This window comes from Dactylosporangium sp. NPDC051484 (assembly GCF_040689395.1).
Classification (GTDB): Bacteria; Actinomycetota; Actinomycetes; order Mycobacteriales; family Micromonosporaceae; genus Dactylosporangium.
Genome location: NZ_JBFAZX010000046.1, coordinates 20341 through 31279 on the forward strand (window position 1 = coordinate 20341; position 10939 = coordinate 31279).

General features: G+C 71.0%; 11 protein-coding genes. 6 read left to right on the forward strand and 5 right to left on the reverse strand.

Annotated features, from left to right (window positions below):
• The first annotated feature begins 119 nt into the window (after nt 1-119).
• From AB0367_RS36450 to AB0367_RS36470, 5 genes are read left to right on the forward strand one after another with little or no spacing between them, the layout of a single operon-like run.
• Nucleotides 120-1745, forward strand: coding sequence for an ABC transporter substrate-binding protein (locus AB0367_RS36450; protein WP_366231074.1), 1626 nt, complete (start codon nt 120-122; stop codon nt 1743-1745).
• Nucleotides 1732-2781 carry an ABC transporter permease gene (locus AB0367_RS36455; protein ID WP_366231075.1) on the forward strand — a complete coding sequence of 350 codons (1050 nt, stop codon included), beginning with the start codon at nt 1732-1734 and terminating at the stop codon, nt 2779-2781. The genes AB0367_RS36450 and AB0367_RS36455 overlap by 14 nt, the downstream gene beginning before the upstream one ends.
• Nucleotide 2782: 1 nt before the next feature.
• Entirely contained in the window at nt 2783-3670 is an 888-nt protein-coding gene (locus AB0367_RS36460; protein WP_366231076.1) for an ABC transporter permease, read from the forward strand.
• 14 nt (nt 3671-3684) lie between these two features.
• Nucleotides 3685-5298, forward strand: a complete 1614-nt coding sequence (locus AB0367_RS36465; RefSeq protein ID WP_366231077.1) for an ABC transporter ATP-binding protein — start codon at nt 3685-3687, stop codon at nt 5296-5298.
• Entirely contained in the window at nt 5295-6545 is a 1251-nt protein-coding gene (locus AB0367_RS36470; protein ID WP_366231078.1) for a dipeptidase, read from the forward strand. Before AB0367_RS36465 ends, AB0367_RS36470 begins: the two co-directional genes overlap by 4 nt.
• A 10-nt stretch (nt 6546-6555) precedes the next feature.
• Here AB0367_RS36470 and AB0367_RS36475 read toward each other — a convergent pair whose 3' ends face one another.
• Entirely contained in the window at nt 6556-6753 is a 198-nt protein-coding gene (locus AB0367_RS36475; protein WP_366231079.1) for a hypothetical protein, read from the reverse strand.
• Nucleotides 6754-6759: 6 nt separating this feature from the next.
• On the opposite strand from AB0367_RS36475, the gene AB0367_RS36480 reads away from it, so the two are divergent.
• Nucleotides 6760-7368 (forward strand): ABC transporter substrate-binding protein, encoded by a 609-nt coding sequence (locus AB0367_RS36480; RefSeq protein ID WP_366231080.1) that lies wholly within the window; start codon nt 6760-6762, stop codon nt 7366-7368.
• A gap of 53 nt (nt 7369-7421) precedes the next feature.
• Here the strand turns inward: AB0367_RS36480 and AB0367_RS36485 are convergent, their stop codons facing one another.
• From AB0367_RS36485 to AB0367_RS36500, 4 genes are read right to left on the reverse strand one after another with little or no spacing between them, the layout of a single operon-like run.
• On the reverse strand, nt 7422-8435 hold the full coding sequence (locus tag AB0367_RS36485) for an ABC transporter substrate-binding protein (protein WP_366231081.1): 1014 nt from the start codon (nt 8433-8435) through the stop codon (nt 7422-7424).
• Nucleotides 8436-8458: 23 nt separating this feature from the next.
• Complete coding sequence (locus tag AB0367_RS36490) at nt 8459-9223, reverse strand: amino acid ABC transporter ATP-binding protein (protein ID WP_366231082.1); 765 nt, start codon at nt 9221-9223, stop codon at nt 8459-8461.
• Nucleotides 9220-10194, reverse strand: a complete 975-nt coding sequence (locus tag AB0367_RS36495) for an amino acid ABC transporter permease (RefSeq protein ID WP_366231083.1) — start codon at nt 10192-10194, stop codon at nt 9220-9222. Before AB0367_RS36495 ends, AB0367_RS36490 begins: the two co-directional genes overlap by 4 nt.
• A complete protein-coding gene (locus AB0367_RS36500) occupies nt 10191-10724 on the reverse strand; it encodes a GNAT family N-acetyltransferase (protein WP_366231084.1) in 534 nt (177 codons plus the stop codon). The genes AB0367_RS36495 and AB0367_RS36500 overlap by 4 nt, the downstream gene beginning before the upstream one ends.
• Nucleotides 10725-10939 lie beyond the last annotated feature (215 nt).

Sequence of the window (10939 nt, forward strand, 5' to 3'; positions counted from 1 at the left end):
CGTCGGACGGTGCCGCCGGCACGCAAGGTGTCTATGGATACAGAAGTAAATTCGTGGATTTTATTTCCTATTATCTAGATGGGAAACATGGGTTAACAGGAGCTTCGTAGCGTCGCGCCATGCCCCGAACCACACCGCGCGGGCCGGCCGCCGCCACGGCGCTTGCCGCGCTGCTGAGCCTGGCCGCCTGCACCACGGAAACCTCTGACGCCCAATCCGCCGCCGACGGGCGGACCATCACGATCGGCACCACCGACCAGGTGTCCAGCCTCGACCCCGCCGGCGCCTGGGACGCGGGCTCCGGCACCATCGAGACCGAGGTGTACGCGACGCTGCTCAGCGCCCACAACGGGTCGACTGACGCCAAGCCTGACCTCGCCGCCTCGATCACGCTCAGCGCGCCGACGAAGTACACCGTGCGGCTCAAGCCCGGCCTGAAGTTCGCCAACGGCCACGACCTCACCTCCTCCGACGTCAAGTTCAGCTTCGACCGGCAGCTGAAGATCGCCGACAAGAACGGCCCGTCGTCGCTGCTGTACAACCTCGAGTCGGTGGCTGCGCCCGCGCCGGACACGGTCGAGTTCACCCTCAAGTCGCCCAACGACACGCTCTTCCCGCAGATCCTCACCACCGCCGCCGGACTCGTGGCCGACGAGGAGGTCTTCCCCGCCGACAAGATCCTGGACGACGAGGCGATCATCGCGGCCAAGCCGTGGGCGGGTCCATACGTCGTCGACAGCTACACCAAGAACTCCGTCGTGTCGTTCAGCGTCAACCCGGCCTACAGCGGCGGCCTCGGCGCGCCCAAGAACACGGGCGTGGTGCTCAAGTACTACACCGCCGCGACCAACCTCAAGCTCGACATCCAGCGCGGCGACATCGACGTCGTCTACCGCACGCTGACCATCCCCGACCTGCAGGACCTCGGCACCAAGCCCGAGGTCGTGGTGCACACCGGCGCGGGCAACGGCATCCGCTTCATCGTGTTCGACCTCAAGACGCAGCCGTTCGGCTCGGCGACCGCGCAGGCCGACCCGGCCAAGGCCCTCGCCGTGCGCCAGGCGGCGGCGTCGCTGATCGACCGCACACAGCTCGCCGAGCAGGTCTACAAGAGCACGTTCCAGCCGCTGTACTCCTACGTGCCGCAGGGCATCACCGGCGCCACCGAGTCCCTCAAGCCGCTGTACGGCGACCAGCACGGCGGCCCGGACAAGGCCGCGGCGGCGCGGCTGCTGAGCACCGCCGGGGTGGCCACGCCGGTGGCGCTGAACCTGCAGTACAACACCGACCACTACGGCTCCTCGTCGGAGGACGAGTATGCGCTGATCAAGACCCAGCTGGAGGCGAGCGGGCTGTTCAAGGTCACGCTGCAGTCGACCGAGTGGTCGCAGTACGGCAAGCAGCGGGTCGCCGATCAGTACCCCGCCTATCAGCTCGGTTGGTACGCGGACTACCTCGACGCTGACAACTACCTGGGCTCGTTCTTCGCGGACGGCAACTGGGTCAACAACGGCTACGACGACGCGGCCGTCAAGGCGCTCATCAAGCAGGAGCAGACGGAGACGGACCCGGGCCGGCGCACCGCGGCGCTGCAGCAGATCCAGGACGCCGTCGCGAAGGCCGTGCCGATCGTCCCGCTGTTGCAGGGATCCACCGCGATCGTGACCCGCGCGAAGATCGACGGCGTGCCGCAGCGGCTCGACAGTGCGTACCAGTTCCGCTGGGCCGAGCTTGCGAAACGCTGACCTGCGGCGGCCGGTGCCGGGACTGGCCCGCTACCTGACCATACGGTTTCTGCTCATCTTCCCGACCGTCTTCGCCCTGGTGACCGCAGTGTTCTTCCTCATGCGGCTCACCGGGGACCCGGTCACCAACGCCCTCGGCGACCGGCTGACGCCTGACCAGCTGCGGCAACGACTGCACCAGGCCGGCTACGACCGGCCGCTGCTGGTGCAGTACCTCGAGTTCCTCAAGGGCGTGGCGACCGGCGACCTGGGCCGCACGGCGACGGACAACCGTTCGATCGCCGACCTGCTCGGCAGCTACGGCACGGCGACACTGGAACTGGCGGTGTACGCGCTCGTGATCGCGCTGATCGTCGGGCTGCCGCTCGGCCGGCTCGCGGCCTACTACCGCGACCGCGCGCCGGACGTCGTCCTGCGGCTCTTCGCGATCCTCGCGTACGCGACCCCGGTCTTCTTCGTCGGGCTGTTGCTGAAGCTGGTCTTCTCCGTGTGGCTGGACTGGTTCCCGGTCGCCGGGCGGGCCAGCACCGGCGTGCAACTGCAACTCGCCCACCGCTCCAGCGTGACCGGCATATTCCTGCTGGACGCGCTGCGCAGCGGCGACGGCGCCGCGGTGCTCGACGTGCTGCGCCACGCGGTGCTGCCCAGCGTGGCGCTCGGCCTGCTCGTGGCCGGGATCTTCCTGCGCCTGGTGCGCACCAACCTCATCGGGACACTGTCGGCCGGGTACGTCACGGCGGCGCGTTCCCGCGGGGTCCCGGAGCGCCGGCTGCGCGACCGGCACGCCACCCGCCCGGCACTCGTGCCGGTCATCACGATGCTCGGCCTGCAGGTCGCCGGGCTGCTGGGCGGGGCGGTGCTGACCGAGACGACGTTCGAGTGGAAGGGTCTGGGCTTCGAGCTGGCGCACTACCTGACCGCCCGGGACTTCGTCGCCGTGCAGGCGCTCGTCGCCGTGTTCGCCGTCGTGGTCGCGGTGACGAACTTCCTCGTCGACGCCGTCGCGGCGCTCGTCGACCCCAGGGTGCGGTACTGACATGGCCATCCGGATCCTGCGTGACAGCGCCGGGGCGCAGCGCGCGATGGTGCTCGCCGGCGCGGCGCTCGTCGGGGTGTTCGTGCTGACCGCGCTGCTGGCACCGGTCCTGGCCCCGCACGGCTACGCCCAGCTGCAGGACGGGGGCGTGCTCTACGGCTCCCAGCAGCGGCCCGGCGGCGGCCACCCGCTCGGGACCACGGTCACGGGCTACGACGTGCTCTCCCGCACGCTGTGGGGCGCCCGGACCGCGCTGCTGGTCATCCTGCTGGCGGTGACGCTGTCGCTGGCCGGTGGCGTGCTGCTCGGGCTGGTCGCGGGCTACGTCGGCGGCCGGCTCGACCGGGTCCTGGTCGGGGTGGCCGACGCCATGTACGCGTTCCCGTCGCTGCTGCTGGCCATCCTGGTCGCGATCGTGGTCAGCCATGGCCGCTCGAGCCTGACCGGCGGGCTGGCCGCGGCCGCGGTGTCGGTCACCGTCGTCTTCGTGCCCCAATACCTGCGGGTCGTGCGGGCCGAGGTGGTCCGGGTCAAGGCTGAGGCGTTCGTCGACGCCGCCCGGGTCATCGGGGCCGGCCACGGCCGCATCATGTTCCGCCATGTGCTGCGCAACTCGGTGCGCAGCCTGCCGGTCGTGGTCACCGTCAACGCGTCGGAGGCGATCCTCACCCTGGCCGGGCTCGGCTTCCTCGGCTTCGGCATCGAACCCAACTCGGCCGCGGAGTGGGGCTACGACCTGAACAAGGCGGTGCCGGACGTGACCGCCGGGATCTGGTGGACGGCCGTGCCGCCGGGAATCGCGATCGTGCTGACGGTCCTGGGGATCACCCTGATCGGCGAGAGTCTCAGCGATCTCACCGACCCGCGGCTGCGGCGGCGGGCGGCATGAGCGGAGGTCACGGTGTGAGCGATGAGCTGGTGCGGATCGAGGACCTGCGCGTCCGGTTCGCGGTCGACGGCGGTCACGTGAGTGCGGTCGACGGGCTGGACCTCGCCATCGCCCCCGCCGAGATCGTCGCTCTGGTCGGTGAGAGCGGCAGCGGCAAGACCGCCACCGCCAATGCCGTGCTCGGCCTGCTGCCGCGCTCGGCGACGGTCACCGGCCGGGTGCTGCTGCGGCCGGCGGACGGCTCGGCGCCGCAGGACGTGGTGGGCCTGAACCTGCGGCGGCTGCGCAGGCTGCGCGGCACCGCGGCGGCGATGGTGTTCCAGGAGCCCTCAACGGCACTGAACCCCGTGTATCCGGTCGGCTGGCAGATCGCCGAGGGGCTGCGCGCCCACGGGGTCGGCGGGCGGGCGACCCGGCGTGCCCGGGCGGTGGAAATGCTCGACGCGGTCGGGATCCCGGACCCGCGGCGGCGTGCCGACCATTACCCGTACCAGTTCTCCGGCGGCCAGCAGCAGCGGGTGCTGATCGCGGCGGCGCTGGCCCTCGGCACCCGGCTGATCATCGCCGACGAGCCGACCAGCGCGCTCGACGTGACCGTGCAGGCGGAGATCCTCGACCTGCTCCGGCGGTGCCGCGCCGACTTCGGCACCGGCATCCTGCTCATCACCCATGACATGGGCGTCGTCGCCGACGTCGCCGACCGGGTGGCGGTCATGCACCGCGGGCGGATCGTCGAGCAGTCCCCGACGGGCGCGCTCTTCGCCGCCCCGGCCCACGAGTACACCCGGGAGCTGCTGGCCGCGATACCGGTGCCCGGCGCGGCGACGGCCCGGACCGCGCCGGCGGCCGACGCCGAGCCGGTCGTGGTGGCCGACCAGCTGGTCGTGGAGTACCCCCGGCGGCTCGGGCGCGGCGGCGCCCGGGCGGTCAACGGGGTGAGCTTCCGGATCGGGGCGGGCGAGGTGCTGGGGCTGGTCGGGGAGAGCGGCTCCGGCAAGACCACCATCGGCCGGGCGATCGCCGGGCTGACCGCGGTCACCGGCGGCACCCTCGACGTCCGCACGCCCGCCGGGCGGCTCGGATACGTCTTCCAGGACCCCGCGACCAGCTTCAACCCGCTGCTCACCATCGGCGAGAGCGTCGCCGAGCCGCTGCGGGTGCACCGCCGGGACCTCGACCGCGGCGCCGTCCGTGCCCGGGTCGGCGAGCTGCTCGAACAGGTCGAGCTGCCGGCCGGAAGCGCCGGGCGCTACCCCCACGAACTCAGCGGCGGACAGCGGCAACGGGCCGGCCTGGCCCGCGCGCTCGCGCTGGAACCGCGGCTGCTCATCGCCGACGAACCGACCTCGGCCCTGGACGTGTCCGTTCAGGCCAGAATCCTGGAGCTGCTCATGCGCCTACATCGCGAACTCGGGTTCGCCGCCTTGTTCATCAGCCACGACCTGGCCGTGGTCGAGACCGTCGCCGACCGGGTCATGGTGCTGCAACAGGGCCTGGCCGTCGAGACCGGTGAGACCCGCCAGGTCCTGCACGCACCCGTGCACCCGTACACCCGCCGGCTGATCGCCGCCGCGCCGCTGCCCGACCCGGACCGCCAGGCCGCCCGGCGCGCCGAGGCCGTCCGATGACCGGCCACTCCGCTCAGCTGCGTACCGCACATGAAGGCGCCGCGATCGTCGAGCGGGTCCTCACCGCGATGCCGGTCATCGACGGGCACAACGACCTGCCGACTGCCCTGCGGGCTCGGGCCGGATACCGCGTCGACGGCCTCGACCGGCACCGTCCGGAGCTGCACACCGACATCCCCCGGCTGCGCGCGGGCCGGGTCGGCGGGCAGTTCTGGTCCGTCTACGTGCCCTCGAACCTGCCCGAGCCGGAGGCCGTGGTGGCCACCCTCGAGCAGATCGACGCCGTGTATCGCCTCGCCGCCGCCTACCCGGACACGTTCGCGGTCGCCTGCACGGCGGCGGAGGTCGAGCGGGTCATCCGCGGCGGGCGGATCGCGTCGCTGATCGGCGTCGAGGGCGGCCACAGCCTCGCGGGCTCGCTCGGCGTGCTGCGCTCCTACGCCCGGCTCGGCGTGCGGTACGTGACGCTGACCCACAACGACAACACCGCCTGGGCCGACTCGGCGACCGACGAGCCCTCGGTCGGCGGGCTCAGCGACGCGGGCCGCGCGATCGTCGCGGAGCTCAACCGGCTCGGCATCCTCGTCGACCTGTCCCACGTCGCCGCGTCGACCCAGCGTGACGCCCTGGCCGTCGCCACCGCACCGGTGATCTTCAGCCACTCCTCCACCCGCGCGATCAATGACCACCCGCGCAATGTCGGCGACGACGAGCTGCGGCTGCTCAAGGTCAACGGCGGCGTCCTGCAGCTCACGTTCGTGCCGGCGTTCATCTCGGCCGAGGTCGCCGCCTGGACCGCCGAGGCCGGCGCGGAACGCCAGCGGCTCGGGTTGCCGGCGGTGCCGTGGACCTGGCCGCGAGCGCCGCGCCCCGGCGAGTCGGGCGCGGACCTCGCCGCGGAGCAGGCCGCGGCGGCGCGCGCGGTGCCGGTCGAGGAGGGCTTCGCGCGGTGGCTCGCCGCCAATCCGCGGCCGGAAGTGTCGCTCGCCCAGGTCGCCGACCACGTCGAGCACGCCCGCGAGCTCGTCGGCGTGGCGCACCTCGGCCTCGGCGGCGACTACGACGGTGTCGACTGGCTGCCCGCCGAGCTGGCCGACGTTTCCGGTTATCCGCGGCTGCTGGGTGAGCTGGCCGGGCGCGGCTGGAACTCCGCCGAGCTCGAGGCGCTCACCGGCCGCAACATCCTGCGCGTGCTCCGCGACGCGGAGGACGTCGCCGAGGCTCCGCTCTGGCCGGCGCTCGGATGACGCCGGTTCCTCACCCGCGGCCCGTGTGATGGCAGGCGGCCCGATGCCCGACACCGGCCGGGGACTCGGTCATCGCGGGCTCGGTGGTCTCGCAGATCGGCCGCTGCGGCGCCGCCAGCGTCACGTAGAGCGGGCAGCGGGTGCGGAACCGGCAGCCGGTGGGTCGCACCGGCTGGATCGAGAAGATCCCCGTCTGGGGCGGGCCCACTTCTTCATGCCGAGCCAGGACGGCTACCGCGACAACAGCGGCGACTACGGCCGCTTCGACCTCGATCGGGCCAAGCAACTGCTCGACCAGGCCGGATGGACGGTCGGCGCGGACGGCAAGACGCGCACCAGGAACGGCGCGCCACTGAAGCTGACCTACGTGGTCAACGCCGGCGGCAGCGCCGAACTGCCGCAACTGGTGCAGAACATGCTCGCCCGGGCCGGCATCGCCGTCGAACTGCGCAAGGTGCCCGGCAACGACTTCTTCGCCAAATACGTCAACGTCGGCGCGTTCGACCTGGCCTCCTTCCGGCAGGTCGACAACGTCTTCCCGTCGCTGCTGTACCCCGTCTACCGCTCCGACGGCGAGCAGAACTACGGCCGAATCGGGACGCCGGAGATCGACAAGCTGATCGACCAGGCCGGCGCGCAGACCGACCGGGCCAAGGCCCGCGAACTGCTCAACCAGGCCGACGTGCTGCTGTGGAAGGCCGGGCATTCCGTACCGCTGTTCCAGACCCCGCAGATCTCGGCGGTACGACCGGGCCTGGCCAACTTCGGCGCCTACGGCCTGCGCAGCGAGCGGCAGTACGTGGACGTCGGCTGGACCAAATAGCCGCAGTGACGGCACGGCCGTGCCCGGCCGTGCCGCTCACGAAGGTTGTCAGATCACGTCTTCTCGCGGGGCAGGCCCGGCGGGTTTACCAGCGCCTCGGGGACGGCCTCGTTCGACAGGCCCCAACGCTGCAGGACCTCCGCGTACTTGCCGTCCTTGATGACCGCGTTCAGCGCGGCCGCCACCGGGTCGACCAGGCCGCTGCCCTTCACCGTCATCGCGGCGATGCGGCCGTCGATGCTGGCGCCGCCGCCGGAGTATGTGCCCGCGATCCGCGTCTCGCCAGCCACCGCGACGTGGTAGGCGACCGTCGGGTTCGGGCCGAAGTGGGCGTCCGTGCGGCCCGAGCGCAGCGCCAGCTGGTAGTCCGAGGATTCGAAGTACGAGATGTTCACGGGCTTGCGGCCCGCCTTCTTGTTCTCCTCGTCCCAGGACAGCAGGATCTTCTCCTGGTTGGTGCCCGATCCCACCGACACGTTGAGGCCCGCGATGTCGGCCGGTCCGGAGATCTTCGTGACCTTGCTGTCCTTACGGACCTCCCAGGCCAGCTGGTCGACGCGGTACGTGGCGAAGTCGTAGAGATCCTTGCGGTCCTCGGTGACGGTGATGTTCGAGAAGCCGAGGTGGTACTTGCCGGAGCGCACGGAGAGGAACAGGTTCTCCCAAGACGTGTTCTCCAGCCGCAGTTTCAGGCCCAGCACGTCCGCCACCAGCTGGGCGATGTCCGGCTCCGAGCCGATCAGTGTGCGGTCGTCGGTGGCCAGGAACTCCAGGGGCGGCGTGCCGTCCGGGTTCACGCCGACGACGAACTCGCCCTTCTCGCGAATCGCTGCCGGGACGGCGTTGGCGATGGCGTCGATCTTCGTGGCCCGGACGCGGTTCTGGTTCGGGCTCAGGTTGACCCGCAGCTGGCCGGCGTCCGCCGCACCGCTGGACGGGGCCGAGCCGGCGGCGATATCGCTGGGGGTGCCGCAGGCGGTCAGCACCGCGAGGGCAGCGGCCGCGAGCAGCGCGGGTGCCGTGAACCGGCGAACAGCCCGGCGGGCGGGGACTGGGACAGGCGACACGAGGTCCTCCTTCGAGGCTGGTCTCAGAGCACCTTGCTGAGGAAGGCGCGGGTGCGGTCGTGCTGCGGGTGGTTGAGCACCTCGTCCGGCGGGCCCTGCTCGACGATGCGACCGGCGTCCATGAAGACCACGGTGTCGGCGACCTCGCGGGCGAAGCCGATCTCGTGGGTGACGACGATCATCGTGGTCCCGCCTCGGGCGAGGTCGCGCATCGTGTCGAGAACCTCGCCGACCAGTTCCGGGTCGAGGGCGGACGTCGGCTCGTCGAAGAGCACGACCTTCGGGCGCAGGGCGAGGGCGCGGGCGATGGCGACGCGCTGCTGCTGGCCGCCGGAGAGCTGCCGCGGGTACACCTGCGCCTTCTCCAGCAGCCCGACGCGCCGCAGCAGCGTCTCCGCCTCGGCGTAGACCTCGCTCCTGGGCCGCCGCTGTGCGGAGATCGGCGCCTCGGCGATGTTCTCGATGGCGGTGAGGTGCGCGAACAGGTTGAAGTTCTGGAAGACGAACCCGATCTGGGTGCGTTGCTTGAGGATCTGGCGTTCCTTGAGCTCGTGCAGCCGGTTCCCGGCGCGCCGGTAGCCCATGAGCTGCCCGTCGACGCTGACGTATCCGCGGTCGACCCGCTCCAGATGGTTGATGCTGCGCAGCAGCGTGGACTTGCCCGACCCGGAGGGGCCCAGCACGACGGTCACCTCGCCGGCCCGCACCCGCAGGTCGATGCCGCGCAGCACGTGCAGCGCGCCGAAGCTCTTGTGGACGCCGCGGACGTCGACCATCGCCGCGCTCATCGGCGCCATCCGGCGAGGCGGGCCGCGACGGCGGCGCGCAGCCGTTGCGTCGGCGTCGGCGGGAGCACCCGGGCGCTGCCCTTGCCGTAGTGACGCTCGACGTAGAACTGCGCGACCGACAGGATCGACGTGATGATCATGTACCAGATGGTCGCCACCAGCAGCAGCGCGATCACCCGGCCGTTGCGGTTGTAGATGACCTGCACCTGGTAGAAGAGCTCGGGCAGCGCCATGATGTACACCACCGAGGTCCCCTTGACCAGCCCGACGATCTCGTTGGCGGCGGTCGGGACGATGGTGCGCATCGCCTGCGGCAGCACGATCCGGCGGATCTGCCGGCCGCGCGGCACCCCCAGCGCGGCGGCCGCCTCGAGCTGGCCCTGGTCGACCGACAGGACCCCGGCCCGCACGATCTCGGAAGCGTAGGCACCCTGGTGCAGCGCGAGCCCGAGGGTCGCCGCGGTCAGCGGGCCGATGAGGTCCATGGTGGCGACCTCGACGAACGACGGGCCGAACGGCACGCCGAAGGACAGGTACCGGTAGAGGATCGCGAGGTTGTACCAGAACAGCAGCTGCAGGATGAGCGGCACCGAGCGGAAGATCCACACGTAGGTCCAGGCGACCGACGTCAGCAGCGGCACACCGGACAGCCGCATCAGCGCCAACACGGTGCCGAGGACGAACCCGAGGACAATGCCGAGCGCGGTGAGCTTCAGCGTAAGCCAGACGGCGCGAAGGATGGTCTCGTAGAACAGGTATTCGCCGACGACCTTCCAGTCCCACGCCGGGTTGGTGACGAGAGCATGGGCGGCCATCGCGAGCAGCACCGCGACCGCGAGGGTGGCGAACCAGCGCCAGGGATACCGCGCCGGCACCACCTTGAGCTCCTCGAAGTCCGGATGGTCGGCGACGACCGGACTTGGCCCGTGCTCGTCGGTGCTCTCCCGCACCGGCGGCGGGCCAGCGCTCATCGGGCGTCCGCCGGTCGGGCCGCGGCGGCGCCTCCCGAGACGGGGTCGAGGAACTTCTCAAACGCCAGCGCGTCCGCATAGACGGGGTCGGCCTCGTCGAACAAACGCCGGTAGCCGGCCCGGTGATACAGCTCGACCGCCTCCGGTTGACGCGGCCCGGTGGTGAGATAGACCCGTCGGTAGCCGCGCCGGGCGGCCTCGGCCTCGAGCTCGCGCAGCACCGCGGAGCCAAGCCCGGTCCGGCGATACGGCCGATGGGTCCACACCCGCTTGAACTCCGCGGTGGTGTCGTCGTAGCGGCGGAACGCCCCGCCGGCCACGGCCACGCCGCCGTCGAGGACGAGCAGAAATGCGCCGCCGGGCGCGGCGAACTCGGCCGCGGGGTGCCGGCGCATCTCGTCGTTCGGCCCGTATCGGGTGAGATACTCCTCGTCGAGCTCACGGAGGAGCGGCTCGGCGATCGGGTCGAGGGGGGAACTGTACCGAATCGCGAGGCCGCGGCTGGAAAGAACGTCGGGGACAGCAGTCATGGCGTGATCCACTCACGTTTCGCCGATATGTTTCCCGGCAAACGCTATCGGATAGCTAGGGTTTATGCAAAGATTCGGACAATCCGGTAATGACACCGGTGGATAGCTAGAGATTTTTCGTGATCATGCCGGCGCCGACCGTGCGGTTGGTGGACTCGTCGATGATGATGAACCCGCCCGTGGTCCGGTTGCGCCGATACTCGTCCGCCAGCAGC

Bases quoted from the DNA above. Each gene is read 5' to 3' on its own strand.
- AB0367_RS36450 (WP_366231074.1), top strand. From the start codon at position 120: ATGCCCCGAACCACACCGCGCGGGCCGGCCGCCGCCACGGCGCTTGCC.
- AB0367_RS36460 (WP_366231076.1), top strand. From the start codon at position 2,783: ATGGCCATCCGGATCCTGCGTGACAGCGCCGGGGCGCAGCGCGCGATG.
- AB0367_RS36470 (WP_366231078.1), top strand. From the start codon at position 5,295: ATGACCGGCCACTCCGCTCAGCTGCGTACCGCACATGAAGGCGCCGCG.
- AB0367_RS36480 (WP_366231080.1), top strand. From the start codon at position 6,760: ATGCCGAGCCAGGACGGCTACCGCGACAACAGCGGCGACTACGGCCGC.
- AB0367_RS36490 (WP_366231082.1), bottom strand. From the start codon at position 9,223: ATGAGCGCGGCGATGGTCGACGTCCGCGGCGTCCACAAGAGCTTCGGC.
- AB0367_RS36495 (WP_366231083.1), bottom strand. From the start codon at position 10,194: ATGAGCGCTGGCCCGCCGCCGGTGCGGGAGAGCACCGACGAGCACGGG.
- AB0367_RS36500 (WP_366231084.1), bottom strand. From the start codon at position 10,724: ATGACTGCTGTCCCCGACGTTCTTTCCAGCCGCGGCCTCGCGATTCGG.